At 49.4% G+C, this 26329-nt stretch carries 23 protein-coding genes and 20 tRNA genes; 14 read left to right on the top strand and 29 right to left on the bottom strand.

What is annotated here, in order from left to right; all coding sequences use genetic code 11:
- Positions 1-89: 89 nt before the first annotated feature.
- Complete coding sequence (locus IPN95_10250; protein ID MBK9449762.1) at positions 90-317, bottom strand: hypothetical protein; 228 nt, start codon at positions 315-317, stop codon at positions 90-92.
- Positions 314-820 carry a hypothetical protein gene (locus IPN95_10245; GenBank protein MBK9449761.1) on the bottom strand — a complete coding sequence of 169 codons (507 nt, stop codon included), beginning with the start codon at positions 818-820 and terminating at the stop codon, positions 314-316. Before IPN95_10245 ends, IPN95_10250 begins: the two co-directional genes overlap by 4 nt.
- Before the next feature lie 197 nt (positions 821-1017).
- On the opposite strand from IPN95_10245, the gene IPN95_10240 reads away from it, so the two are divergent.
- The 9 genes from IPN95_10240 (at position 1018) to IPN95_10200 (ending at position 10736) form a co-directional block, all read left to right on the top strand.
- Positions 1018-2064 carry a bifunctional methionine sulfoxide reductase B/A protein gene (locus tag IPN95_10240; protein MBK9449760.1) on the top strand — a complete coding sequence of 349 codons (1047 nt, stop codon included), beginning with the start codon at positions 1018-1020 and terminating at the stop codon, positions 2062-2064.
- A gap of 174 nt (positions 2065-2238) precedes the next feature.
- Positions 2239-2874 carry a methylthioribulose 1-phosphate dehydratase gene (locus tag IPN95_10235; protein ID MBK9449759.1) on the top strand — a complete coding sequence of 212 codons (636 nt, stop codon included), beginning with the start codon at positions 2239-2241 and terminating at the stop codon, positions 2872-2874.
- A gap of 15 nt (positions 2875-2889) precedes the next feature.
- Positions 2890-3432: a cupin gene (locus IPN95_10230; GenBank protein MBK9449758.1), complete on the top strand. Its 543-nt coding sequence runs from the start codon at positions 2890-2892 to the stop codon at positions 3430-3432.
- 7 nt (positions 3433-3439) lie between these two features.
- Positions 3440-4126: an acireductone synthase gene (gene mtnC / locus IPN95_10225; protein ID MBK9449757.1), complete on the top strand. Its 687-nt coding sequence runs from the start codon at positions 3440-3442 to the stop codon at positions 4124-4126.
- A 156-nt stretch (positions 4127-4282) separates the two neighbouring features.
- Positions 4283-7012 (top strand): carboxypeptidase-like regulatory domain-containing protein, encoded by a 2730-nt coding sequence (locus IPN95_10220; GenBank protein MBK9449756.1) that lies wholly within the window; start codon positions 4283-4285, stop codon positions 7010-7012.
- Between the two features lie 74 nt (positions 7013-7086).
- On the top strand, positions 7087-8379 hold the full coding sequence (locus IPN95_10215) for a hypothetical protein (GenBank protein ID MBK9449755.1): 1293 nt from the start codon (positions 7087-7089) through the stop codon (positions 8377-8379).
- 17 nt (positions 8380-8396) lie between these two features.
- Positions 8397-9323, top strand: a complete 927-nt coding sequence (locus IPN95_10210) for a pyridoxal-phosphate dependent enzyme (protein ID MBK9449754.1) — start codon at positions 8397-8399, stop codon at positions 9321-9323.
- A 213-nt stretch (positions 9324-9536) separates the two neighbouring features.
- Positions 9537-10217 carry a hypothetical protein gene (locus IPN95_10205; GenBank protein ID MBK9449753.1) on the top strand — a complete coding sequence of 227 codons (681 nt, stop codon included), beginning with the start codon at positions 9537-9539 and terminating at the stop codon, positions 10215-10217.
- Between the two features lie 66 nt (positions 10218-10283).
- Entirely contained in the window at positions 10284-10736 is a 453-nt protein-coding gene (locus IPN95_10200; GenBank protein ID MBK9449752.1) for a hypothetical protein, read from the top strand.
- Positions 10737-10874: 138 nt separating this feature from the next.
- Here the strand turns inward: IPN95_10200 and IPN95_10195 are convergent, their stop codons facing one another.
- From IPN95_10195 to IPN95_10180, 4 genes are all read right to left on the bottom strand, one after another.
- Entirely contained in the window at positions 10875-11048 is a 174-nt protein-coding gene (locus IPN95_10195; GenBank protein MBK9449751.1) for a hypothetical protein, read from the bottom strand.
- Positions 11049-11063: 15 nt separating this feature from the next.
- Positions 11064-11136, bottom strand: a tRNA-Ile gene (locus IPN95_10190).
- A 69-nt stretch (positions 11137-11205) separates the two neighbouring features.
- Positions 11206-11278 (bottom strand) — tRNA-Arg (locus IPN95_10185).
- Positions 11279-11335: 57 nt separating this feature from the next.
- Positions 11336-11411 (bottom strand) — tRNA-Arg (locus tag IPN95_10180).
- A gap of 258 nt (positions 11412-11669) precedes the next feature.
- Here IPN95_10180 and IPN95_10175 point away from each other — a divergent pair.
- Positions 11670-12143: an RNA-binding protein gene (locus tag IPN95_10175; protein ID MBK9449750.1), complete on the top strand. Its 474-nt coding sequence runs from the start codon at positions 11670-11672 to the stop codon at positions 12141-12143.
- A 386-nt stretch (positions 12144-12529) separates the two neighbouring features.
- Positions 12530-12976, top strand: coding sequence for an RNA-binding protein (locus IPN95_10170; GenBank protein ID MBK9449749.1), 447 nt, complete (start codon positions 12530-12532; stop codon positions 12974-12976).
- 295 nt (positions 12977-13271) lie between these two features.
- Here IPN95_10170 and IPN95_10165 read toward each other — a convergent pair.
- The 15 genes from IPN95_10165 to IPN95_10095 form a co-directional block, all read right to left on the bottom strand.
- Positions 13272-13345: transfer RNA gene (locus tag IPN95_10165), tRNA-Thr, on the bottom strand.
- Positions 13346-13426: 81 nt separating this feature from the next.
- Positions 13427-13498 (bottom strand) — tRNA-Asn (locus tag IPN95_10160).
- 84 nt (positions 13499-13582) lie between these two features.
- Positions 13583-13654: transfer RNA gene (locus IPN95_10155), tRNA-Lys, on the bottom strand.
- An 85-nt stretch (positions 13655-13739) separates the two neighbouring features.
- A tRNA-Arg gene (locus IPN95_10150) sits at positions 13740-13811 on the bottom strand.
- A 39-nt stretch (positions 13812-13850) separates the two neighbouring features.
- On the bottom strand, positions 13851-14675 hold the full coding sequence (locus IPN95_10145) for a hypothetical protein (protein ID MBK9449748.1): 825 nt from the start codon (positions 14673-14675) through the stop codon (positions 13851-13853).
- A gap of 134 nt (positions 14676-14809) precedes the next feature.
- Positions 14810-14885 (bottom strand) — tRNA-Trp (locus tag IPN95_10140).
- A 78-nt stretch (positions 14886-14963) separates the two neighbouring features.
- Positions 14964-15035, bottom strand: a tRNA-Lys gene (locus IPN95_10135).
- Between the two features lie 78 nt (positions 15036-15113).
- A tRNA-Gly gene (locus IPN95_10130) sits at positions 15114-15184 on the bottom strand.
- A gap of 238 nt (positions 15185-15422) precedes the next feature.
- Positions 15423-15496: transfer RNA gene (locus IPN95_10125), tRNA-Gly, on the bottom strand.
- A gap of 74 nt (positions 15497-15570) precedes the next feature.
- Positions 15571-15643 (bottom strand) — tRNA-Glu (locus tag IPN95_10120).
- Between the two features lie 107 nt (positions 15644-15750).
- Positions 15751-15824: transfer RNA gene (locus IPN95_10115), tRNA-Leu, on the bottom strand.
- A 210-nt stretch (positions 15825-16034) separates the two neighbouring features.
- Positions 16035-16109 (bottom strand) — tRNA-Pro (locus IPN95_10110).
- 86 nt (positions 16110-16195) lie between these two features.
- Positions 16196-16269 (bottom strand) — tRNA-Leu (locus IPN95_10105).
- Positions 16270-16466: 197 nt separating this feature from the next.
- Positions 16467-16540, bottom strand: a tRNA-Phe gene (locus IPN95_10100).
- A 54-nt stretch (positions 16541-16594) separates the two neighbouring features.
- Positions 16595-16671 (bottom strand) — tRNA-Pro (locus IPN95_10095).
- Positions 16672-16896: 225 nt separating this feature from the next.
- On the opposite strand from IPN95_10095, the gene IPN95_10090 reads away from it, so the two are divergent.
- Positions 16897-17097, top strand: a complete 201-nt coding sequence (locus IPN95_10090) for a hypothetical protein (GenBank protein ID MBK9449747.1) — start codon at positions 16897-16899, stop codon at positions 17095-17097.
- Positions 17098-17988: 891 nt separating this feature from the next.
- On the opposite strand, the gene IPN95_10085 is transcribed toward IPN95_10090, so the two are convergent.
- From IPN95_10085 to IPN95_10055, 7 genes are all read right to left on the bottom strand, one after another.
- A complete protein-coding gene (locus IPN95_10085; GenBank protein ID MBK9449746.1) occupies positions 17989-19383 on the bottom strand; it encodes a hypothetical protein in 1395 nt (464 codons plus the stop codon).
- Between the two features lie 63 nt (positions 19384-19446).
- Positions 19447-19884: a hypothetical protein gene (locus tag IPN95_10080; protein MBK9449745.1), complete on the bottom strand. Its 438-nt coding sequence runs from the start codon at positions 19882-19884 to the stop codon at positions 19447-19449.
- 1259 nt (positions 19885-21143) lie between these two features.
- Positions 21144-21218, bottom strand: a tRNA-Asp gene (locus IPN95_10075).
- Between the two features lie 222 nt (positions 21219-21440).
- Entirely contained in the window at positions 21441-22958 is a 1518-nt protein-coding gene (locus IPN95_10070; protein ID MBK9449744.1) for a TROVE domain-containing protein, read from the bottom strand.
- 92 nt (positions 22959-23050) lie between these two features.
- Positions 23051-23123, bottom strand: a tRNA-Ala gene (locus IPN95_10065).
- A gap of 226 nt (positions 23124-23349) precedes the next feature.
- Positions 23350-23421: transfer RNA gene (locus IPN95_10060), tRNA-Gln, on the bottom strand.
- Between the two features lie 148 nt (positions 23422-23569).
- Positions 23570-23893: a hypothetical protein gene (locus IPN95_10055; protein ID MBK9449743.1), complete on the bottom strand. Its 324-nt coding sequence runs from the start codon at positions 23891-23893 to the stop codon at positions 23570-23572.
- Between the two features lie 6 nt (positions 23894-23899).
- Here IPN95_10055 and IPN95_10050 point away from each other — a divergent pair, with 6 nt between their 5' ends.
- Entirely contained in the window at positions 23900-24097 is a 198-nt protein-coding gene (locus IPN95_10050) for a hypothetical protein (GenBank protein ID MBK9449742.1), read from the top strand.
- Positions 24098-24449: 352 nt separating this feature from the next.
- Here IPN95_10050 and IPN95_10045 read toward each other — a convergent pair whose 3' ends face one another.
- Entirely contained in the window at positions 24450-25463 is a 1014-nt protein-coding gene (locus tag IPN95_10045) for a DUF4349 domain-containing protein (GenBank protein ID MBK9449741.1), read from the bottom strand.
- 202 nt (positions 25464-25665) lie between these two features.
- On the opposite strand from IPN95_10045, the gene IPN95_10040 reads away from it, so the two are divergent.
- The gene (locus IPN95_10040; protein ID MBK9449740.1) at positions 25666-26286 is read left to right on the top strand and encodes a methyltransferase domain-containing protein; all 621 of its coding nucleotides are present in this window, start codon (positions 25666-25668) and stop codon (positions 26284-26286) included.
- The last annotated feature ends 43 nt before the right edge of the window (positions 26287-26329 follow it).

The following is a 26329-nucleotide window of genomic DNA, read 5'->3' as shown; positions in this document are numbered from 1 at the left end:
AATGTTTGGATTTGGCAGCTGGATGGATCAAGTAAGATATCCCTTTGTCACGGTTGGTTTGCAATGCATAAATTTGCCTGATTGCCTTATCAATAGGCCCTCGCAGCCATTCCCTCATCTCCTCTTAATGAACTTTGTCCAATTGCGGAACGCAATTCAGATGCCTGATTCTCAAGGTCCTTGATGTGCCAACGGATGTTGCCTGCCATTAATTTTGACCCAAAGTCATTCTCATCGGCAGCAAATGCGTCCTCATACTTCTTTAATGAGGCTTTGCTCATTTTGATTAACTTCTCGAGTCTCCTTAACTCTCTCATGGATTTTTCAATTTAATGATCCCTTTCTTCCTGAACGAACTACCTTTTTGAAAGTTACGGAAAAGACTCAAATAATAGTCGATCCTTTCGCTATCGGTACTGGGAGAAATGTGAGCATCACATTCGAAGTTCCTTTTTGCTGGACCACTACCAAACTCCGTAAAAATCTTGTCTTGTACGTCTCTTGGAAGCATTGCAACTTCACCCATGTGCAGAATTATTAACAAGTCAATGTCTCCAGGTTCCGGTTTGGACGTGACAAAAGAGCCATCAATCCAAATTTCTTGAGGTTTGAATCCGAGACCTCGAAAGTAAATTATGAATTCAGTGAAACGTAGAAAGAGCTTTTCCCTTCTAGCATTTTGTGGATGAAAGGCCTCTACACAAATAGAATATACCTCTTCCAAGGTCAAAACATGGTCTCCTTTTGGCAGTAAAGGTTCGTATCGCATGAACTTTCCAAGCTTCTTAGAACCAAAAGTAAAGAAAAAGTAATTTTGCACAATTGGATAAGAAACTCGAACGGATGCGTTCCTTATCTATACAAAAAACATTCCACCCCAATCCCAAGTTTATCCAATTCACTACAGGGATCATCCAAAAGGAACCCCGCAGCGTAGGTTTCCCGGACGTTCAAAAGGAAATGCAGATGAAATTCATCATTTTGATTGTCTTGATTTTGATGGTTACTGCGGGCTGGATGATTGCCCAAAGTAGCCGCACGGGAGATTTGGGGGCAAAAAGTCCATCCACCGACAACGAGAAACAAGAAAAAATCATGAAGACTGAAGAAGAATGGCGCAAGCAGCTCAACCCGATGGAATACAACGTGGCGCGCGAAAAAGGCACCGAACGTGCCTTCACGGGGAAGTATTGGGACCACCACGAGGCGGGGACCTATCTATGTGTCTGCTGCGGACAGCCTTTGTTTGAATCAGACACCAAATTCAACAGCGGAACCGGATGGCCGAGCTTTTTTGCACCGTTTGCAGATAAAAATGTCACCGAACATACCGACCGCAGCCATGGCATGGTGCGGGTGGAGGCGACCTGTTCGCGATGTGATGCCCACTTGGGACATATTTTCAATGACGGTCCACGCCCGACCGGCATGCGTTATTGCATCAATTCGGCATCGCTCAACTTTGTGCCAAAAGGCGAATCCGTGGTGGGCGATGCTGCCACAGTAACCCCTGAACCCAAAACCGTGGCAACCGACACGGCCACCTTTGGCGGAGGCTGCTTTTGGTGTACGGAGGCTGTCTTTCAAGAATTGGAAGGCGTCATTTCCGTGACGAGCGGCTACGCCGGCGGCCATGTCAAAAATCCGGCGTACCGGGAAGTTTGCAACGGCACCACCGGCCATGCCGAGGTGACGCAAATCGTTTACGATCCCGCAAAGGTGTCTTACGATGATTTGTTGGAGGTTTTCTGGAAAACCCACGATCCGACGACGCTCAATCGCCAAGGCGCTGACGTCGGCACGCAGTACCGCTCGGTCGTGTTTTACCACAACGAGACACAGCGCGAACGCGCTACGTTTCTCAAGCAACAATTGGACGCGTCAGGTGCCTGGGACAAACCCCTCGTCACCGAAATCACGCCGATCAACAATTATTATCCGGCAGAGGATTACCATCAGAACTACTTCAGCACCAATCCCGAGCAGGCCTATTGCCGAGCCGTGATCCGACCCAAGGTGGAGAAGTTCAGGAAAGTGTTTGCCGAAAAACTCAAAAGTAATTAGCAGTTGGCAGTTAGCAGTTAGCAGTTAGCAGTTAGCAGTTAGCAGTTAGCAGTTAGCAGTTAGCAGTTAGCAGTTAGCAGTTTTGGGTGCCGCCTTTGGCGTCATTGAGACTGCTAACTGCTACTTTCTAACTGCTAACTCAAATCGATCTCATTTTTTTCGTTGTTTTGCAGCATGGAATTTCAGGCTACGCTGACGGGCGCTACTGAGGCGCTCAAGGCCGAATTGGTGGAAACGATCCACTTTTTGCATGCCCACGGCTGGGCACCGGCAACGAGTTCGAATTATTCGTTTCGCGAAGGCGAAAACGGGGATTTTTGGGTTTCAGCGAGCGGCATTGACAAAGGTGCATTTGCCGTCACTGATCTGATCCACGTGGATGGAACCGGAAAGCCGATCGCGGATACCCGCAAGACGAGTGCAGAAACCTTGTTGCATGTGATGTTGTACGAATGTTTCCCTGAGGCGCAATGCGTCCTGCATTCGCATTCGGTGTACAATACGGTCTGGTCGCTGGCAAAAGCCAAAAAGAAACATTTGGATCTGGAAGGATTCGAAGTGCTCAAAGGTTTGCGCGGCATCACAACCCATGACGTCAAAGTACGTATTCCGATTTTTGAGAATTCGCAAGACATCGCGGCCTTGGCCGAGGAAATCGGACGCTGGTTTGAGAAGCATGGCGAACCGCAGGGATTCCTGCTCAAAGGCCATGGTCTTTATACCTGGGGCGTCGATATCGCCTCCACCAAACGTCAGATGGAAGTCTTTGAGTTCCTTTTTGAAGTGCTTTACAAATTGAAAAACGTCTAAAATCACCTTATCAAGATGGCAATTCTCCACATCCCCGATCAAAACTTCAGCACAAGCGACAGCGCGCAGATCAAAGAATACTTCAATGCTCGGGGCATTTTGTTTGAGCAATGGGAAGCCAAGGCGGAATTGGCCAATGATGCTGACCAACAAACGATTCTGGAAGCCTACGGTGAGCGACTCGAACCCTACATGCAAGCCAATGGCTACAAGGTTGCCGATGTGATCAACGTCCATCCTGCCCTGCCCAACATCGAGGAAATCGGCAAAAAGTTTCTTTCGGAGCATACCCATAGCGAGGACGAAGTGCGTTTTTTTGTGGATGGCGAAGGCCTTTTCTGGTTTAACCTGGAGAATGGCAAGGACCCGATTTTCTGCCTGCAATGCCAGAAAGGCGACCTTATTTCCGTGCCTGCGGGGACAAAACACTGGTTTGATTTTGGGCCGAAGCGTTTTGTGAAGTGCATTCGCGTCTTCATCGACCCCAGCGGATGGGTGCCCGAATACACGGGTTCCAAAATCGACGTGCCTTATAATTCCATGTCGGTTGCCGTCTAATCCCAGCATGGTACAATACATCCTCACCGACATCGAAGGCACCACGACCTCGATCAGCTTTGTGCACGACGTGCTTTTCCCCTACGCGACCGCGCATTTGCCTTCCTGGGTGCGTGCGCACAGGTCGGAGGCGCGGGTGAAGGCTGCATTGGCAGAAGTTGCAGCAACTGTTTTAGCCGAGCAGGGAATTGCCACCGATGAAGCCGAGCAAATCGAATGGCTGCTGCGCTGGATCAAGGAAGACCGAAAACACAGTGCCCTGAAGGCCATCCAAGGATATCTTTGGAAAGACGGCTACGAGGCCGGTGCCTACCGCAGCCACGTCTACGAAGATGTGCCCGTTGCCCTCGAACGCTGGAAGCAGCAAGGCCTGAAAATGGGAGTTTACAGTTCGGGGTCGGTGCCGGCGCAGCGGTTGCTGTTCTGCTACTCGGAGCTGGGCGACTTGCAGCCCTATTTTTCTGATTATTTCGATACGGCAGTCGGTCACAAACGGAGTGCTGATTCCTATCGCAACATTCAAAAGGCCCTCGGTTTGCCTGCGAATGCGATTTTGTTTCTGAGCGATGTGGCAGAGGAACTCGATGCGGCCAAGGAAGCCGGCATGCAAGGACTGCAATTGTTGCGCCCGGGAATTGTGCCGAGCGAGCGCCATCAGGGTGTCAGCACGTTCGCTGAAATCCTGCCCGGATAAATTTATATCCTCATTGTCAGTTGCTTTCGAATAAAATCCCCCAAAAGGAGAAAATAATTCCATCCGCAAGGCAACCAAGCGCTGACTTAAAACATCTAAGGGGCAGTTTGGGTTTCTCCATCCAGACGTAATGCGTTCACCCTCGGCGAATTTTTCATGAAACAGTTTTTCCTTCTGCTTTTTTTCATCTCGGCATTTTCGACACAGATTTGGGCCACTCAAGTCAAAGGAGTCGTGCGGGATGTTGAAGGTGAGGCTATTCCCTACGCCAAGGTCTATGTTGAAAAATCCACAACCGGCGTGGTCACCAATATCAAAGGTGAATACTACATGGAATTGCCGGCAGGCACGCATCGTTTGGTTTTTTCTTCGCTCGGCTACAAAACGGAAACCAAGGAGGTAGTGGTCAAATCAAGCCCAATTACCTTGGATGTAACCTTGATGGAGGAAGGCGTCGAATTGGAAACGGTCACTGTGACCGCGGGACGCAAAGACCCGGCCTACGCCATCATGGAAAAGGTCATCGCCAACAAAAAGACCTATATCCAGCAATTTGAGAGCTTTCAATGCGAAACCTACCTCAAGGCTTCCCTCGAAGTGGATACCTTGGTAAGGAAGAAGATCGAATTTGTGGACTCCACAACGGTGGATTCCACGTTGGCACCTGCTTTGGAAGACAATGGCTCCGTAGAGCTCTTTGCAAAGTTTTTTGAGAAACGGGCACTCAAAAAAGAGGCAAGATTGGCTGCAAAAGCCCGAAAAAAGGAAATCAAGGACAGCTTGAATGCGCCGATTCACTTGAGCAGCCTCAAAGACGGTTCGCAAGATTCCGTCGTTGCGCGAAAAAAACGGGGGCCTGCACCCAAAAAGAAGGACGAACGCCCCAAACTCAACCTCATTGAAAGCCAATCCACCACTTATTTCCAATACGCCGGCCTCTACAAATCCGTCGTGCACGCCTACCGGGACTTTTCCGAAAAACGTAGCCGAACGGTCAGTGTAAGCGTCAGCGGGGCAGATTCAGACCGCTACGAAACCGTCACCAACAACCCCTATTTGTTTTATCTCGACGTTTCGGATGCGGATTTCAACTTTTACCACAACCTGGTGACGGTCCCCAAGCTCTCGGATCAACCGTTTATTTCGCCGCTGAGCGCCACTTCCTGGAATTTGAGCTACAAATACCATCTGGAGGAGAGTTTCTACGAAGACGGCTACGTGATCCACAAGATCATCGTCACCCCACGCAACTCGGAGGGGCCATTTTTCCAAGGCGAACTCTATATCGAGGACGGCTCATGGGCGATCAAGTCCGTCAATTTCCAGATTTTGCCCACGAACCTCAGCTATTTCAAATATTTTCAGTTGCTCCTGAGCTATGAGCGGACCGGCGACGGTCGTTGGGTCAAGGCACGGGAGGACTATTATTACAACGTCAAAGAGGGCAAGGTTCGGTACTACGGCAACACGATTGCCTTGCATACCAACCATCAACTCGATGTGCAGCACCCCAAAGGCTTCTTCAAAAACGAGCTTCGCCGCGTTGAGCAGCAAGCATTTGAGCGTGACAGCCTCTATTGGGAAGACATGAGGCCGGTGACCTTGAAGGAAGCAGAACGTGACTTCATCGCTTACCAAGACAGCGTATACAAATACAAGCACAGTGCACCCTATCTCCACGAAGTGGATTCGATCTATAATCGCCTGACCATCTGGGACATTCTATTCAATGGAATGGGATTCCGGATGCGCAAACAAGGGATGACATTCAATTTTGATCCGATTTCTCAGCAGGTCAAACCCTTGGGGGTCGGCGGTTACCGCCACGTGATCGGAGGCTCGATTTCGAAGAAGTGGACAAAATACAATCGATTGACGCTCAGCGGAGATCTTGACATTGGCGTACAAAACAAAGACATTCGAGGGCAAGGAAAGCTGGCCTATCTCTACAATCCGAAACATTTTGCGAGCGGTTACATTCGATATGGTGACAAATACGAAATGGTCAATTCCAATTCGACGATCATCACCATTTTCAGCCGGAGCAATTTTGTGCGCAAGACCCATTTTGGATTTGGCCACGAAATGGAAATCCTCAACGGCCTATTTCTCGACGTGAGCGGTGAATATGCCGATTACGCGACAATCGCCGACTTGCAGCTCGAGCAATGGTCACAACAATTGTTCGGGAGCTCCAATTCGCCGCAAGTCTTTGATCCTTATACCCAAGCACGGATCATCGCCAAACTCAAATGGATCCCCGGGCAGAAATACTACACCGAACCTTACCGCAAAGTGATCGTCGGAAGTATTTGGCCGACCTTCGAATTGGAATACCGGAAGGCAATTCCTGGCATTATCGGGAGCCAAATCAACTATGACTACTTGGAACTCAATGTGACCGACGAAATGCGTATCGGCACGATGGGCATCTCCCGCTGGGCGGCTTATGCAGGCTCCTATTTGCAGAAAAACAACATCCGCTTCACCGACTACCGGTTTTTCAGGGGTTCCGATCCGATCTTTTTCGCCAATCCGCTGCGCTCTTTCCAAAATCTGGACACGACGCTTAGCACGACCAATCCCTTCATACAGGTCAACTACCTGCATGATTTTGGAAGCGCCCTCAGCAACAAAATTCCCGTGCTGAAGCATACCCCGATCCAATTTTCGGCAGGTGCCGGATTCCTGGCCATCCCCGACATCAATTTCTTGCATGCGGAAGTATATGGCGGTATCCAATTGCCTTTCAAGATCAACACCCAACGCTTCAAGCTCGGCGGCTACTATGCGGTTTCGTACAGCAATTATGAGGGTTCGATCGGCAATCAATTCAAGGTCGGCATTACCTTCTACGACTCGTTCAAGGGGAAATGGACCTACTAACCCGGTGCCTCCAAAGGTGAATCCTGCGGCCGGTCGCAATTGCATTCAAAAATTCGATACCTTCGAATGCACGTATGGCTGACGACCCCAAGATTTTTGTCGAAGATTTTGAACGCAAGTTTGCCGAGCACAAAGGCAAGCCGAGGATCGAATTTCTGGTCTATTTCAGACCCAAGGAATTCCATTACTACATGCTGATCTTGCTGGAGCTCAAGGTAAAATACCGCCGCAAAGCGCCGTTTGCCGCCATGATGGAAACCTTTCCGGTTTCGTTTTGGGGCGATACCGTCATGGACTTGTTGCGCGGATTTGCCAAAAAACGTCCGCAACACCCCTCGCTCACCGGCGTGGAAAATGGCGTTTCTTTTGTCGAAGCGGCCTTGCGGGCATTTCCCGAGTACTTTGCCGACAACCTCGATTTGCTCTATCTGGCCCGCATTCAGTTTCCCGGCCATGTGGCCTCGATGATGTGGAAGCAATTTGGCGGGGCGTATGAAGAATTTCTGCGGTTTCAGGTGCAGGTGGATGAAAATGACTTTGAAGAGCAATGCCGCGCCCTGAGCGCTGCCTTCCTCATTGACAAGCCCGCGCTCACCAAATGGGCAAAAGATACGGTCAGGAACAAATTGCTGTTGCCCAGAAAACTTGTCGAAGGCCTCAACCTCACAAGTGAAATGCTCAATGCCCACCTCATCGAGCAGGGCATGATTTGGTATGGAAACGACCTGTACCGGCTTTATCCTGAGGAGGTTTGGCACATGTTATTTCCGAAGGATTACATCATGGAACCCACAGACCATGAGACATTTGAGGTACATACGCCAATCAAAGGGGAGTTTGTCTTCGGAGGGAAAATGAAGGCTCAAGACAGCAGTGGAAGGAGCATCAGCATTCACCACCTGCTTTCGTTGGATCCGATTCCGCAACACCTGAAAATCAAGGGCCTGCACCGACTGATCTTTGCTGCCGACTTGGATTTGGTTTTGCTCACGCCCGGGGTCACCTATCAGCAACATCATCCGAATGGCGGCATCACCGTCCTTGACAGCGGCAGCCGGGGTGAACCTGCCACACCTTACATTCGATCGACCAAGGTCAAATTCTCGCACCAAGGGCCTGCTTGGTACTTTCAGCGGTACATTTATGGCCACAACCATTACCGACTGGGCGGTCCGCCTGTGTTCATTTCAGGCACATTTTACCCTGAATGCAAAAAATGCAAGCGTACCATGCGCTTTCTCCTTGAATTGGACAGTTCGGCGCCGATGGCCGACGGCAAGAAGTTGGAATGGGGCATGGAAGGCATGGCATACTTTTATTGGTGCGACCATTGCAGCATCAGCGGCATCCACTGGTTCAGCGACTGATTTCAAAATTTCATCCAATGATTTACCTGAACACCCCCATTTTCCAATCTCCTGCATTGAACAAGGCACTGGGTAAAACCGTCTATTTCAAGATGGATTGCCACCAACCTACCCGAAGTTTCAAAATCCGGGGAATGGCCCATTTGGTTCAGGAGTTGGCAAAATCCGGACGAAATCAATTTGTGGCTTCCTCCGGCGGCAACGCTGGATATTCCCTCGCGTACGCCTGTGCCCGGCTGGATGCATTGGTACATGTGGTCGTACCTGAGACCTCCGCGGCGCACATGCGCAACCTGATTGAGGGCGAAGGCGCTACGGTTGAAATTTTTGGCCAAAGCTGGCAGGAGGCGCATCAACACGCCTTGAAATTGGCCGAGGAACGGCAGTCTTACTACGTTTCCCCCTTTGACGATCAGCTGTTGTGGGCAGGACATTCGACGATGATCGATGAATGTGCAGCAGCGATTCCGGAGCCGGATATGGTGGTAGCGGCAGTCGGCGGAGGCGGTTTGCTCTGTGGGATCATGGAAGGCATGGAACGAAACGGCTGGAAAAAAGCCGAATTTCTGGCAGCAGAGACAATTGGCGCAGCAAGCTACGACATGGCCATTTCAGCAGGTAAAGTTGTCGCCATGGACGCCATCAACACCATCGCAACGAGTTTGGGGGCAAAACAGGTAGCTACGACCGCCTTCGAATGGAGCAAAAAACGGACCGTAAAACGCCATATTTGCGACGATTTCCACGCCATGTCAGGAGTCAAATCATTGCTCGACACATTCAACGTGCTGGTGGAACCGGCTTGTGGTGCGGCACTTTCTGCGGTCTATTCGCCGAAAACCGACATTGAGGAAGCCAAATCCATTTTGGTGATTGTCTGTGGTGGTGCGGGTCTTGATACTGAAGGATACATCAAACACCTGAAGACTTTCGGAATTCAATGAGGCAAGTGCGGGTTGACCATTATTCCCTGAAATCAACAAAAACCTTAGAATTCAGGGGACAAAACCTTGGTGGTCGGGTTTTGGTAAATGCAAGAAAATGAGCAAACCAATGTCGCTACATCGGTTATTTTGTGGATTAAACGAACTTTTCATTGGTCAAAGGCTTGCAATCCCAAATTGGCTTGCCTAATTTGATGCCCGAATTACCAACTAATGAGAAACGTTACGGTTTTGTTCACCAACTTCAAGCGGGCACTTGGAAATTGCCCCGACATCAAGATTATTGACGAAAAAAGTCAATTTGACCCGCCCAGTGAAAGCAGGAAAAAATCCGGCCTTGCTGAGCTGAGGGACGAAGGCTTCGACATCGATGCTTGGCTCGGATCCGTGATTACGCTTTCCAAAGGGAATAGCATCACCTACCACGTGATTCGTAATCGCCAAAACAAAGGGGAAGGATCGTTTAATCTCAACAACCCGCAAGAATTTTTGATCGAACCTGAGCCTTGGGTGGCCAAGTTGGCGACCAATGAAATGGATCGTGAACGCCTCAAAAAGGTTCGCATCATCGACCAACCCAGTGTCAATCAAACATTTACGGGATTGATTGTAGACGGGCAATCGCCACCGAAAATCCCATCGGAACTCGTTTACTTCCGTAGAGGAAAGCTGCTGCCGATGAAGCTAAGCTTCTTTGATTACTACGAAACACTCGCAGAATTCATGGGAATTCTCAATTGGCAGTTGCTTTTCACCGATGTTGATCCGGCGCATCCAGATCTCAAAAGTGACTTTTCGCAACTCAGCGCCTCCTTGGAGGACTTTAAGGAAATTTTTCCCAGTCGTGACTTTGGGGTCTGGGAAAAAATGTTGTTGGAAAGACAATTGGTTTGATTCTGAATTTATTGGCTGAACGGAGCAACCCTTGCGTCGTTGCCTTGTCTTTGTAGAAAATCCGCTATGAAATTACGATTCGAAATCACGCTACTTTTGTTGGTCCTGCTTGCAGGAGGCCTTTCATCTGCCTACGGGCAGGCATCCAACAAGCCCTACAACATTGAAATACATGTTGCGGATTCGGTTTACCGGCCGGGAACTAAAATTGTCCTCCCCTTAGGTACCCCGGAAGTCAGGGTGATCATCCAAAATGTAGGTGGCAACAGTTCGTCGCGCTTCATCGCAAAAAAGTTGACGATTACTTCCCCGCGGAATGTAGGAAGCAGTCAACCCGTTGCGGTTTATGACATTCCCGAAAAAGACGGCAGCAACTTTCCGGTCTCCAATGGACTGAATCAGAATCCTTCCACGCTCACTTTCAGCTTGGAAGGAATTACGGAAGTACGTTCAGGCAAATCAAAATCCTGGAATGTACCCTTGAGAGAGCGCACCTTCACGATTGAATACGTGCGTTGATGTTACCCATGCAGATGCGCGAGGGTAGCCAGACAGAAACGGATCTATCGGCTACCCCTACGCAGTCCTGCAAAAATTTTCATCGCTTTTAAGCCCTTGGCCTCCAACGATGCAGTGCATGTGCCCCGCGGTTCCATATCAGGCGCGGTTCATGCGGCGGCCTTCGATTTTACCGAAAACCATTGCCGCAAGCACGACAAAAGCCACATAGATCATGGTATTTGAATAAAATGGTTGAAAAATGCCCTGCGCGAAGTACGCACGGTTTGATGGGAACAGTTGAAACCAATTAACGGATACAATCGGTTCCAAAGGATAAATAATCGGTTGCCGCGGCAGGAATCGAACCTGCTAGCCACACGTTATCAGCGTGTTGCCTGAACCAGTCGGCTTCGTGGCAAAATAAAATTGAAAGCAAACCCATGGAAAGATCCCTTTGACATGCGACCTCAGCATGGGATGGAAAGAGTAGCGGGTGGAGGATTCGAACCCCCATGAATCCAATTAGAAGGTGGATGCCTCGTCCGTTCGGCCAACCCGCCATGCATGCGCTGCAAGGAAATACACGCGTTTGCGACGCTTGAGGGCGTGCTTTTGAGTATCAGCGGCAGGATTCGAACCTGCGTTCCGTGGCTTCGCAAGCCGCGTTCTTGATCCAGATTAGAAGACGCTGATGGGAATTTTGGAGAAAGTCCGGGAGAAGGAATAAGAAGGTAAATGGATTGCGCGAACGGCTTGAAACGTGAAAAGCAAAAGCAACTGAAAAAAACTTTGTACTCTCACAAGATTTTCCGTAAACTTGTATCTTTCAGATAGTTCTTTTTCGTGGGAAGATATCTTTTTAAACAGCTGTATGTCGTCGTTTAAGGCGCCGCTTACTGGATCTTCCCACAATGGTTAGTTTTATTATTAGTTCTCAATTTTCTATTTTTCATGAACATTTTTGTTGCTAAGCTGGATTTCCAAACTACCAGCGAAGATTTGCAGTCTCTTTTTGAGCAATTTGGCGAGGTTGATTCCGCAAAAGTAATTTTCGACAAAGAAACCGGGCGCAGCCGCGGATTTGCATTTGTTGAGATGCCAAATGACGAAGAGGCAATGGAGGCCATCAGTTCCCTCGACGGAACAAACTTGGATGGCCGTACAATCGCAGTAAAAAAAGCAGAACCACGTGAAGCTGGCGGCGGAGATCGTCGTGGCGGTGGTGGTGGTGGCTTCAACCGCGGTGGCGGTGGTGGCGGCTTCAACCGCGGTGGCGGTGGTGGCGGTGGCTTCAACCGCGGTGGCGGTGGTGGCGGCGGCTACAACCGTGGCGGCGGCGGTGGCGGTGATCGTCGCGGTGGCGGCGGTGGTGGAGACTACGGCGACCGTCGCGGCGGTGGCGGTGGTGGTTACGACCGTTACTAAGAACTTGCAGGCGAACTCACGGTCGATATGGGTCGTGAGTTTGCCTTCAAATTTGAACATATCGGCATAAGCCGATTTATTTTAATAAAAGTTGAGTTTTTTGACGCAACTTTGAGCACGGTAAAACCGAGAATCTTCATTGCTCACGAAAAACCGTCTTTGAATAGCTTGAGTATTAAATGCCTCTTGAACTCGGAAGACTCTTTATGTGATTTGATTTTGGATCTTGGTATGTCCTTCACAGCAAATTGACTGTGGGATCGTTCTTCGCCTCTTTTGATAATTTTCCGGTGCCTCATCTACCCCAATGGTCCTTTGACCTAGACGATGGGCACGGCTTTCAAGAGCATTTTTATTTTTTGTTACCTTTTAATTTTTTATTCGAGATGAATATTTTTGTGGCAAAGCTGGATTTCCAAACAACCAGCGAAGATTTGCAGTCGCTTTTCGAGCAATTCGGTACAGTCGACACAGCCAAAGTGGTATTTGACAAAGAAACCGGCCGTAGCCGTGGATTTGCCTTTGTTGAAATGCCAAATGATGATGAGGCGAACGAAGCGATCAACAACTTGAACGACACGACTGTAGACGGTCGTACCATCGTGGTGAAGAAAGCTGAACCACGCGAAGGCGGCGGTGGCGGTCGTAGCGGCGGTGGTCGCAGCGGCGGCGGCGGCTTCAGCCGTGGCGGTGGCGGTGGCTACGGCGGTGGCGGTGGCTCACGCGGCGGTGGCGGTGGCTACGGCGGCGATCGTCGCGGCGGTGGCGGCGGCGGTGGTTACGGTGATCGTCGCGGTGGCGGCGGTGGCGGTGGCTACGGAAGAGGCTACTGAGAAAGTGAGCGTTTACCGCTCACTCAAAATATGAAATCTACTTAAACTGAATAAGTTTTTGAGGGAAGCTGGGTCTTGGGATCCAGCTTTCTTTTTTTACTATGGTTTGTACAGCGCTTGATGCCCAACCCCAGACCACCTCGTCAGAAAACCACCACGATGCACGCTTAAGAAAGTTTGCTACCACAAACCCTTTCCGAACGGAAGAAAATAGCTCGGATGTCCCAAGTTCCAAAAGGACCAAAATGAAAAAAGCACGATGATGGGTATCATGTGCTTTTTCCGTTTTCTTCTGAGCCCCAGGAGGGATTCGAACCCACGACCCCGAGATTACAAATCACGTGCTCTGGCCAACTGAGCTACTGAGGCAGAATGAAGGGCAAAGGTAAGCCTTTTTCATTTTTCACAAAATGATTGCACCCTATTTCTAAAATAAAAAGTCTTTGGGAGAGGACAAGGTGGGAATCGAACCCACAACCAATCGGTTAACAACCGCTCGCTCAGCCTTTGAGCTTCTCGTCCTTGAAAAAAGTGTCCGAATTCAGAATGAGTGAACAGGGAAATGAGAGCGCGACCTCACTCATACTCCACACTCACACTGCGTAGTTCCCTGGGTGGGGATCGAACCCACTTGTCTCTGCTTAAAAGGCAGATGCCTAACCATTTGGCTTCCAGGGAATCTGGGATGTTTGAAAGTGATTTTCGTTTGCGAGTTTCAGTGTGAGTTCGAGTGTGAGTGAAGAGGGAAACGGCAAAGCCGTTGTACCAGCGGAGGGTTTCGAACCCCCATCCTCCTCGTTCGAAGCGAGGCGCTCATCCGTTGAGCTACGCTGGTAAATGTTCCGCGCAGCTGCGGAACCTTGGGAATTTTGATTCAGTCCAAGAAGCGGACATTGTTGGAATTGGGTTCGGCATTCATCGCGACGCGGTGCCAACCCTTGAGTTCGATGGTTTTGTGATCTGCGTGACGCACGGTGCCGCGAACGAACACCTCTGTCGTCATGCGTTGATCCACCCATTCTGCGGGATTCTTGATTTTTCCGGAGCGCACCCGATTTTCAAACTGCAATGCAGTCAAGGTAGTCCGTGTTCGCCGGTTGACGTACACCAATTCACCACCGCGGCGCACAAGTTCAGCCACGATATGCGGCTTGGAACCTGCCCCACGAGAAATCGGTTCATGCTTACGAACCACATCCAAAGCCCAGACGCTAAAACCAGGCTCCGGAACAAAAAACCATTCGCCTTGACGGATGAAACCTGCATTGTGCCGAAGGTTCAGCTGTTTCGCTGGAACGGCATTCCGGCGTTGGGACCAAACTGCCTCTCTTGGCTTCAAGGCTTCCATCGCTGTTTTCACATCCGTGACTGCTGCTGCGACAGGCAATGCAGCAACAAACCAATGACGCTCATCGTGACCGCAAAGAAATTTTTGCTTGTTGGAAGCAAGGGGCGCTGCTTCGTTTCTAGCCATCAAAACCAAGTGACGAAGGTCCCTTTGCGTATTCAGAACCTGAAACTCGATTGTTTCGATGGCCGGTTTTGCAACTTCAAGCAAGTAAAATTCATTCCGACCTTCTTCTTTGATGTCAAGGGAGTAGTTGGATGCAGCATTTCGGCCTTGAACATCGGAGCTGACTTCAATTTCAAGGCGTGCGCCGATTCGAGCAAACTGTCGGACAAGGGATTCTGGATTCATGATTGTTGGGGAATTAAGGTGATGCGGATGGAAAAGGAGTTGGAGAATTGGATTGAGATCGGCTGGACCTCAGTGTTGAATTGCGTGTCAGTGTGAGATTGAGTGTGAGTGAAGAGGGCTGCGCTTGCGCGCAGTGGCACCCCGGGCAGGAATCGAACCCGCACCTCAAGATTTGGAGTCTTGCATTCTAAGCCATTGAACTACCAGGGTGGAAAACAGTGCGAGAATCAAGTGTGCGTGAAGAGGGCGATTTTCTCTTCGCTCAAACACGACACTTACTCTGTGAAGTAGCCTCGGTGGGAATCGAACCCACAACCCAGTGATTAAGAGTCACTTGCGCTCCCGTTGCGCCACGAAGCTAGAATCAGTGTGGGCTTGCAGTGTGAGTGAAGAGAAAAATTTGCCTCCTCACTCACACTTCACACGCACACTGCTAAGATCGGATGGCGGGAATCGAACCCGCTCCATCGGTTTGGAAGACCGGAATGCAGCCAAAACACCTCACCCGAGTGGAAGTTTGCGTTGGAGTTTGAGGATACAGTACGAAAGATTGAAAAGGTTTTGTACGCAATGGTTCGAGGAATGCGTCGTTGGAGTGTGAGAATGAGTGCCCCAATCAGTGTTGGAATGCGTGTCACAATCATTGTTGGATTGCGTGTCACAATCATTGTTGGATTGCGTGTCACAATCAGTGTGAGAATGAGTGTGAGAATGAGTGTGAGATTTGAAGAACTGCGCTACGCGCAGTGGACCAAGTGGTGGGAATCGAACCCACGCCTCCGACATGGCCTGCCGGGGTGCCACCACAACACATCACTTGGAAAATAAGTTTGAACGGTTAGCACGAGGCATTACTGGAGAATGACTCTTCTTGGACAATTCAAAAAGATGGGAGTAGCGCCGACGGGATTCGAACCCGCGATACTCTGGTTGAAAGCCAGAGGGCTTGACCGCTTGCCTACAGCGCCATTTACAGTTTGAGTTCGAGTTTGAGGAAACAGTTCGAAATGGACTAGAAACGCTTGAACTCCGATTTTGAACTCCGATCTTGAACTCAAACTTGAACTTCTACGGGTGCTTCACCCGGGATTCGAACCCGGAACCTCTCCGTTCTAAGCGGAGTGCATCTGCCAATTGCGCTAGCGAAGCATTATTTAATGGAGAATGGAAAATTGAGAAACGAAGTTCAGCGCAGCTAATTGAGAAACGAAATTCAGCGCAGCTAAATTTGCTTGCCGATTCTTCATTCGAATGCATTTTCACGAAAAGGGCGGCCGAAGCCTATCGCACGGAGGCTAAGCCCAATTGTGTTGCATGTTTTTTGAAGTTTCGAATGTCCATTTTCATCTGAAATCATTGTCCGAAAGGCAGGATTTGAACCTGCGACTTCTGGTTTCCAAAACCAGAGCTCTGGCCTGACTGAGCTACCTCCGGATTTGTCGTTTGAGGAAACAGTTCGAGGGGCTTTCAAACTCGCGCCGCGAACTCCGATCTCGAACTCAAACTTGAACTTCTAAGGGTGCTTCGCCTAGGATTCGAACCTAGAACCTTTCCGTTTTGAGCGGAATGCATCTGCCAGTTGCGCTAGCGAAGCGTTTTTTAATTGAGATTGGAGAATGGAGAATGAAAAATTTTAGTCTGAGATTTTTCATTCGAATGCATTTTCACGAAAAGGGCGGCCGAAGCCTATCGCACGGAGGCTAAGCCCAATTGTGTTGCATGTTTCATTTTTGCGCTTAACAGCAAGAAATCTTCGTCTCCGCACTCACTCTCCAACTCACACTGCTAAAGTGGGGGCTTTGGGAATCGAACCCAAATCTTCCGCTCTTCAAGCGGACGCAATTGACCAACTCTGCCAAACCCCCAGAGGGAAACAGTGTGAGATTCCAGTGTGCGTGTGAGGGAAATCGCAAGCGCTTTGGTCCGGGTAGCAGGATTCGAACCTGCGGCATCTGGTTCCCAAAACCAGTGCTCGACCTGACTGAGCTTCACCCGGATTTGCAGTTTCAATTGGAGTTCGAGGAAACAGTTCGAGAATGGCTTGAACTTCGATCTTGAACTCAAACTTGCACTTCTAGTTGCGGTGCCAAGATTCGAACTTGGCGGCGCGACCTTATGAGAGTCGGCTAGTTGCCTCCTACACCGCATTTTGGTTTGAGGAAACAGTTCGAATGGGAAAGCGAACAGCTCCACCTTGTTTGGAGAAAACTGCCGCGGTCAAGTGGAAGCTCGACGCGCGGCTGATTTCATCGGTAAAAAGCAGGAAACAGTATTTCTTTCGGGGCAAAAGGCATCCAGCGTAGCGAGAAGTAAGCACCAAGGTGCGCCCTTCAAGTTTGGAGTCGAACCAAAGTATCCGGAAGTAACGCTTGACTACGGCACCCGAGTAAGTGAAAAGTTAAAAGTGAAAAACGAAAAGTGAGCATGGGCACTGATCAATTTCACTGGTGCATGAATTGGATCATCAAGGCAAAAGGCGAAAAGGGAGATGCTCTTTTGGAGCGCCGTTCTTATCCCCTTGCGGTGGACAGTGAACCGGTAATTCGACATCTCAGAGAGACTTACGCTTTCAAGAAAGCTTTTACCCTGTCGGATTTCAACCCGACTTCGCTTGCTCGGTCGCCCGAGGTACGCTACCTTAGGACCGTTATAGTTACGAAGTAACCCTTCTCTACGGCACTTGATTTTCCGTTTCCATTATTCCTATTTTCAAACAATAAATGCAACACTTTATAATAAGTGAGAGGGATTCAAAAATCCTTCTTAAAAATGGACAAGAGAGAATTGCGGATACCTGAAAAACTAGTGGTGATGAATTTATTTTCCACGGCTGGCAGGAAGCACTTGCTATCCATTTCATGTTTGAAACAGTTACCGAAATCTCTGAAATAGAGAAATTTTCCTTTTTAACAAAATTATGCTTATCGAGATGATTGCCGGTAGGTTCGCGAATTGTCATGTCGACCGAAGTCGTCAAGGCGCGAAGCGCCGTAGGCGACGTAGCGGAGAGATCTAGCTCATATAGTTGCACGTCCAGCTCACGTTGCGGTTATGCGTCGTGGGTATGGGTTGCCCGTATGCGTCGTGGGTATGCGTGAGGTGTTTCGTGGCGAACTAGATGTCTCCGCTCCGTTTCGGCAGTGCTTCGCACTGCCTGCACTTCGGTCGACATGACGAGCAGGTTTACTGGCAAAGTTTCCGATAAGCATAAACAAAATTGACCACCAATCATGGATTTCATCGGCATTCATATCGAGGGAACCTTTGAATAATGCTTCAGAACTCCAATGGGGGTGGGGTATTGTACGCAGCTTTAATCCAGAAACGATTTGCTGAAAACCGTCACCCAGGACGACTTCTGACGGTACTCATTTTCAAGACCGTAACAACCTTTTCCTACATACATGAGTTCAGCGCTGTATGGGTTGTTGAAGGATGTACCATATGATGATAAACCGCGTTCCCACATGGCGGCTTGCTCTGACTTTATGGCGGAGGAAACCCAATTCACCATTTTGGCGTGGTCAACTTTTGCGGGGTCGTAACTCAGGTTCACGAGGATGTAAGCTTTGCGCTGTTCGTCTTCGCTCATAAAGATATATACAAGGCAGGTGCTTTCTATGGAACGCACAGGGTTAGTTGATACCTGCGTGGGAGATTTGCTTTTTCTGGAATACTGCATGCGCCCATCCGGGCTCATGATGAATGTGGAATCATGCCGGTAGAAATAAGTCGTGGATTGCCCCGAACCAATGGAAATAGAATCAAACTGAAAGGGATAGGTCATCGTCCCTTCCTTGTTAATTATGCCCCACGCGCCATGCAGGTTCACCGGAGCCAGATTTTTGTTGAACATGAAAGGGAACGCCAGGTGCGCCTGGAACGGCTTCATCGCCTCCTTGCCGGTTTCATCGAGGTAAGTCCAGCTGTCGGCACCCAGGCGCACAGGAAAAAAATTTTCATTGTCAAGGATTTTATCATAAGTCGGGGAATAACCCGATTTGTAAAAGACATTTCTGACTTCCAGCGGCACCGTTGGGTAACCGCCCAGTTGCTTGTCGCCCGGAATGTCGAAAGCGAAGAGGCTATCTCCCCACATATGCACCAGAAGTTGTTTCATGACATGCACTCTTGTAGCTCCCTGCTTGGTGAATCTGAGTTTCTTGCAATCGAGGGTGAAATAACTCCTCCAATCTGCTATTTCCTTGCAGTCCATGCACTGTACCTCATACACATGTCCATAATTGCTGAGCCAGTAGCTGGAAGAAAGAAAATTGCCTTTGGAATCAAACAGATTCTTATCCGCTTCGATAAAACAGGTCAATGCAATTCCTGCGTTTTTAAAACTATGCCTAGCGTTTTTATGGTTGTAAAGAAATCGACCGGTGTCCTGGGTAACTATAAATAAATAAAGGGAATCTCCCCCTTTCGACCACTCAACCATAGATCTTGCAGACTTGACCTTGATAACATTCTCGGCAAGGAATTCACCCGCAGAAACATATGCCATATCCGGCAGTTTGACCTGGGTACGCTTCCCGGAACTCCGGTTTACAAGCCAGAAATGATTTGATGGCAGTACGCCGCCCGCTTTTACAGAATCTGTATTTACAAATTCCAGGGAATAGGCCGATTGTGGGTTGCCGGTCTGCGCTGACAGAATGCAGAAAGGCATGACCGCCATTATTAATAGAAGAATCCTATTCATATGTAAATTTGACATTCGACATGTAATCAAAAAAGGCATCAATCTGTATTCCGATAAACAGGCTCATTTAGCTCTGTAAGCCTTTATGAACCCATTGAGAAGTTCCATCAAATATTCCAACTCTGCCGAACCCGAACCGCTGAAGAGGATACCGGTCTCCTTTCCTTCCTCACTCCAGTCAGTGGTAACACAGGCGTCATCATCCTTACAGTTCCAAGTAACCTGTCCGTAAGTTTCATTCAGCTCAGGTTCCGTCATATTCTCCAAATCAAATTTTGAGAATTTCCCCTCTTTGAACTGTATCTGGATCTGTCCATCCACCACCTCGATATAACCAAAAAATCCGTCCTCAAAATCCACTAGGAATGCATTTAGGGCTTTCAGTTCATTTTGGTAGGGTGTTTTGGGATTCTGTTTCGGAGCATCGCCGGATTGGGCAGAAACTGATATAAAATTCATCCAAATGATGACCAACAACATGAATTTGAAGAATGCTTTCATCCCATTTACTTGATCTTATGAGAAAATTTAATCCAAAGCCTAAATAAGAAAAGCCGCATATCAAAAACCATGATCTAGCTCATTCATTTTCCGATTGACTTTCAAAACATGGTAGATTTGAGGTGTATGGCAAGGACGAATTATATGTGACGGTATTTCTTCGAATCAATTGATTTTGAAGATCCGTAGCTGGGCTGGGAGGTGATCACAAAAAATAACCTGGGCGACAAACGCAGCGTGACATAAGTGCTCTACCACTGAGCTACCTACCCGAAGGCAGGATGGGATTCGAACCCACGACCACTCGAATTGGAAATCGAAGTAACACGCCACTACGGCACCAAGTATGCTTTGAATTTGAGCAAGAATTAGGGACAAGATGAATCCGGGAAGCGACAGTCGTTTTGTGTTTGCAAACATTGCTGTTTGCCCCGGCAGCCTCCCAAAGGCCGTGAACTTGGACTAGCAATCCATTCGAAGGAACACAATTCTACGGCATTCACAGCTTCATTTTTCTAAAAAGGAACAACAAGGCAATCAATTGACTGTGGTTTTATCATTAACGGTGAAGTAACACAGCCACACGGCACTCATTTTCCTTGTTTTGTGAAGAATTACCATCGGGCAAAAGGCGAAAAGCGATCTATTGGCCTTGCGGCTTCCGGTGTATTACCACTATACTACACCCACGAATTTGAATGTGTCCCCGCAAATCGGCGACGATGGCGTGGGTGAGCAGGAATCGAACCCGCCAATCCCCGGATGGAAACGAAGTAACGCTCTTCTACGGCACCAAGGCAACTCTTCTGCATTCCAGAAATTCGGAACGCAATATCTTTTTAAAGATTGATCAGCAGGAATGGAAGAAACTGTTTTGCAGCTAGTTAGCAATTAGTAGTTAGCAATTAGCAGTTATGAAACTCCCAATGCCAACTGCTAACTACTCCCTGTTAACTGTTCACTATTTCTTCCTTCCTGTCAATCAAAAAACATCAAATCAGCTCAATAAAAAAACAGGAAAAAACCAATACGTCAAATTACGCTTTGCACTATAGCTTTGAAAGGACGGCAGGTTACGGCCTGCTGACTGAGCTTACGGGCTCAGTTGCTGCGGGCTTACGGGCCCACAGTCCGGATATTACGGTGTCTATCCTCGATGGCCTGCATCGGCTGATGCAGACACTGCTCTTGCAGTAATTTTCAAAGAATGTGGAGCTTACGGGCTCCGTTGTGTACATAAGCCATGCACACACAAACCTTGGCGGGACTGACGGGATTCGAACCCGCTCCATCCTGATCGACAATCAGGCACACAGCCTATGTGCTTCAGCCCCGGTTGGGCCCGCCCCGTAGATACTCAGGACGAGGCCCTGCTTGTGGGGAGCTAATGTCTCGCGATGGCGGCATTCCCGCCTACGCCCGACAACAGCGACCGCCACTGCTTTGTGTTGGGGAAGGCCGAGCCTTGGCCTGGGCGGCATTTCACCATTCCCAAGGCAACGGCCTTCCCAACACTTGGTAATCTCAATTCAGCTTGTCTGTCGGGCTCCCCGTGCTCAGATGGAGATCTTTTGAATCTCATCCAACGCGTTGGAGCCGTTTTCGATAGCATGGAGAATGTCGAAGATCTTGTCGCTCCAGCCAGCGATCATGAAGACATCGTCACGCAGCACGTTGATTGGTGCTTGGCCGTAGCCTTGCAGGTCAAACAGGTAGAGCTTTGCGCCAGGCGCCATGCCCTTGTACTGCTTCCAAGCCTTGCCGAGGTGACCGCCATCACCTTGGCTGTTCCAGAGTTGCATGTCGGTGAAGATCATGACCTTGTCGACGACCGTTTTGGTCTTGACGAGGTGCTCGATCACCAGGTGACCATTCGTCGCCCAGCCGACTTGCGCACTGTAGTGGTTCATTTTGTCAGTATTAGCAAGGATCTCAGCGCGTGGCATATTTACCACCTTGAATTCCGTACCAAAGATGCTCGTGATCGCGCGCTCGCACTTGCTTTGCAGCAACATGCTCAGCACCAGACCGATGTCATACATTTGCACCTTGCTCTTTGCAGAGACCGGCACCTGCATGGAGCCTGAAACGTCGCTTGCAATCAAGACCCGGGTATCGCGACCAAAGCCCTTCATGTTGACCACCGACGCCCGGATTGCGGCTTCCAGTGCTTCCATGACCTGCGGTGCACGGAAGTTGGTTTCACTGCGCAATTCGCGGTAGGCAGAGAGGAAGCGGAATGGGAACTGCTTGCTTTTCGCGACTTGCTTAGGGTCGGAGAGCATTGCGGCGACTTTGTCGAGGTGTGCGTCAGAGATGCCCTTTTGGAGCATGTTGCGCAGGTTTCGAAGCATCGCCATGTAACCCAATTTACCGCTGTCGATCAAGGCTTCCCATTGCTTTGCGAAGGCAAGGTTCTTGTCGTCTTCAGTGCCTTGGACCTCCTGACCTGCGCGGCTCAACTCGGTTTCCCAAGTGTAAGCCGTGTCCAGGGTGTCGGCTGCGATTTTGTCAAAGAGCACTTGTTGCAATTCGGTTTTTGGCCGTGGGTGCACCAAGAACAGGGCGTCGCGGAGTTTTACATCTGCATCGCGGTTGTACTTGGAGAATTGGTATTCGTCAAACTTGTTGAATGCCAATGCCAAACCTTTTTGCAACTGCTTGCTGAGCTTGCCCAGCTTTTTGACCGACTTACGCTCGTTGGCATGTTGGTAGAATGCCAGCAATTCGGTGATTTCGTCGGCACGTTGGATGACCCGGGCCACCAATCGGCTCACCAAGTCGTCACCTTGATGCACCTTTGCAAGCTCGACGGCAAGCACGAGCGGGATGCTACGGAGGTACATGCTTTCACGTGCATACACTGCCAATTTTGCGACGAATTGCGGATCGACATCCTTGATCAAATTCTGGATCCGCTTGAGGCGTTCACCACCCGTTTCGTAAAACTTGTCAGAGAGCGTGGTCGTCACGACCGCAGTGTAGAGCTCCAATTCCTTGGACAAGCTCCAAGCCTTTGCGCCTTCGTGGTTCTGAACCTGTGGGGCACGTGGAGTACGAATGTTGAACTTCATGTTTTTATCCTCCTTTCGGATCAATTTTTTCTTTGAATTCCTGACCGACATGGCCAGAAAAGCGCCTTCATTTCAAAAAATTCAGGCATAGGTGGATCGCGTGGGAATCGAACCCACCCAACGTCCTTGCAAGGGACACTCGCCAGCCTTGGTACATGGCAACCCAATTTTGTTGTTACAGTCAGCAGCAGGACATGAGAAGTTACGGCTTCACAATATACTGCGATGCTTCAATCTGTAAGAATGGAAAGAACGTAATATAGGTAATTAGAATTTTGACAAATCAATGGAGTATCACCCCGCAACGAAGCGGAAATCAAACTCAAAATCAGCAATTTACATTTGAGCAGCACTTCCTCCAGACTCACGCTGGAATCTCACACTGCTATCGTAGCCCTCGGAGGAATTGAACCTCCGTCCCCGAATTCAAAGTCCGGTGCCTTAGCCATTAGACCAGAGGGCTGAGTGAACTTTATTCGGTGGTGCGTGGCGCTACAATCAAGGCATAAAAAAACCCGAATCTTATGATCCGGGTGTGCGATGGAACTTAATTGTTCATCTATCGATGTCTTTGCGACACCGCACACCCTAAGAAACTGGGATCTAATCCCTCAACCGCTGCGCCCAGAAAGCCTCTCCGCATACCACCGAGATTGGTGTGCTGCTGACGACTTTTGATGGATGCGGTGAATTTCATATTTTTGTTTTTGCTTAAGAGTTTTTAAAAAATTGGTTTCGAATAAATACTTGTATTCGTTTTTTGTTTCTGAATACGATGCAAACTTAGGAAGGGTTTTTACACTCACAACAAAAAAAGTTCCAATTGCAGATATTGCGACATGAACGGCTTGGGATATTGCGCCAACGGTCGAACTGGTTTTGTGAGCAACTACGAATCCATCCCTATTCTGAATCAGCCATGAATAGATTATCATTGCACCATGGAAATTGCCGTCGACATCTGGAACGCGCTCTGGGACAATCAAATTGAGATTGCCGTGTTTTTCGTGTTCCTTATTTGGATGGTGGTGCGGGGAGGCGATGTCCTGCGATGGATATGGAGGAAGCTACGTGCGAATGGTAAGAATCCGGTGGCTGAACGGGAATCATCTGCCGAGGACAAACCTGTATCAAAATGAAAGCCCCATTGACGGGGCTTTCCAAGAGGGGGCGATGAATGATTGTCTTCTGATTCCAGAGCCTTGAGGCTTCACATTTCTGCAAAGCAGCACAATGCCTTCAATTCAAACGTGTTCAGGTCAACATAGCGCGATTCGGGTAGGGTGATCGGACAGTGCTATGCCCTGGGCAACAGAAGACGCTACAAAGATGACTTGGCCCGCAATAAAGTCAATGGACAAATTCGGCAAAAGGTAACGCCAACTAGGCAGAATTGCGCATCAAAACGCGCTTCACGGCATTGAAAAGGGCAATCAAAGGTAACGCAGCCATTCCCCCGCTACAGGAAAAATGGCTGCGTTCCGTGTTCGATTATTTCTTCAGTCGACGTTGGATCAACCGGATTGCAATCACCAAGCCCAGCACGATGATCAACAAGGGCCACAAATGGGCCAAGCCGACGATGAGGGTCAACAATCCCTGCCATCCGCGGGCAATCGCCTCACCCAGATCGTGGAAGAACCCTGGCTTGTAGGCATCAATGTTCTTCTCATTGGCGACCATTTCCCGTTTCCAGGCTTGACGTTGATAGATTTGAAGGGTGATCGTGCTCAATTCGATTTGGTCTTTGAGTTCGAGGGTACGAAGCAATGATTCGTCGGCCATGGTTTGTTTGTTGAAAAAAGCTTCCTCCACCGCAGCAACATCCCTCAATTTGGCTTCGCTTCCGTCAGCGGCCTTTTCGAGACGGCGGTTGGAATAGGCAATGCGACGGGCGGCGAGCTTTTCGCGGAGGATCCTCAAGGTAGCGTCCTCGACGTTGATGCGACGGTAGTCCAGGTATTCGACCAAGGTTCCCAGGCTCCGGAGCGTACTGTCAAGATTCTCCGCAGGCACCCGCAGCGTCATGTTATTGCTGACAGTGTAGTAAGTCGTGATCAGGGTGCTGTCGTCGCTGATGGGGGTCTGTTTCACATTGTCGATGACGCTTTCCAAGGCCGTATGCGCTACGTATCCTCCGAATTTGGCAGTGATTTTCTCGATGGTAAAGGTTGCCGGACGGACTTCGTTCACACGAAAACGTACGTCTGCCGTGCGAATGAATTTGTGGGAAGTATCAGGATTGGGCCCGCCCGTGGCGGCGGAGGAAGACATAAGTTCGGTGTCGTTTTTGGAAACGAGGTCCTTTACATCGGCTTCATCGGCACTCATCTTGGCGGATTCTTCTGCGTAATAGCCGCTTCCTGAACTCGGAGCAGTTGAGGTTCCGGGCGAAGGGGCAGGTGAATTGTCGAAGGATTGATTGTTGCGGTCCATGTTGGCGCTACAGGAAATAAGCAAACCTGCAATAGCGGCCGTTGCAATACTGATTCTGAAATATTTCATAATGGGATCGGAATAAGTGAAAGAAAAAGATAGACGGGAAATTTTGTTGGGTCTATCGCAAGTTTCGGGGCTTTGGTTGCGCGAGAAAGCCTCCAAATACCCATCATTCACAAGTTTGACAACTTTCACATCTAACCCAAATTGGGAAACAATTTTTCGGGGCGAGTCCATTCCAAACAGGTGGAAGTTTTTATCTTTCGGAATGAATTCACCGATCCAAGAGATGTGGGATGCACGCTACGGCGCGCCGGAATGGGCCTACGGGACCGAACCCAATGTTTATTTCAAGGACAAACTCAGCGGACTCATTCCCGGAAAAATCCTGCTGCCTGCCGAAGGAGAAGGTCGAAACGCCGCCTTCGCAGCTAGCCGCGGATGGTCTGTCGAAGCCTTTGACCTGAGTGTCGAGGGAAAAAACAAAGCGGACAGACTTGCAGCTGACATGGGCCGCCGCATCGAATACGTGGTCGCCGATGCCATGGAGGTCAGCTATCGGCCGGCAAGCGTGGACGTGATCGCATTCATCTACGCGCATTTCCCTTGGGAGGTGCGCAAGGTGGTATATCCCAAACTTGTGGCTGCACTGAAACCGGGCGGAATGGTGATTTTAGAGGCATTCGGCAAAAAACAGCTCGAATACCAGCCCCACCAAGCCTCCGGAGGCCCCAAGGATGCCGACCTGCTCTTTTCCCTCGATGAAATCCGCGAATTGTTCCCGGATTTTGAGGTGCTGGAAATGCTGGAAGGCGAAATCAAGCTCCACGAAGGCCTTTACCACAATGGTCAAGGCTGGGTTTGCAGGTTTTTGGGGGTGAAGAAATAGGCGAATGCCAGAGCGAGTGGGAGAGTGAGAGCGAGGGTAGCGC

Source organism: Bacteroidota bacterium, from assembly GCA_016718825.1.
Classification (GTDB): domain Bacteria; phylum Bacteroidota; class Bacteroidia; order J057; family JADKCL01; genus JADKCL01.
The sequence above is the reverse complement of the archived record's forward strand: the minus strand, read 5'-3'. Positions and strand labels throughout refer to the sequence as shown.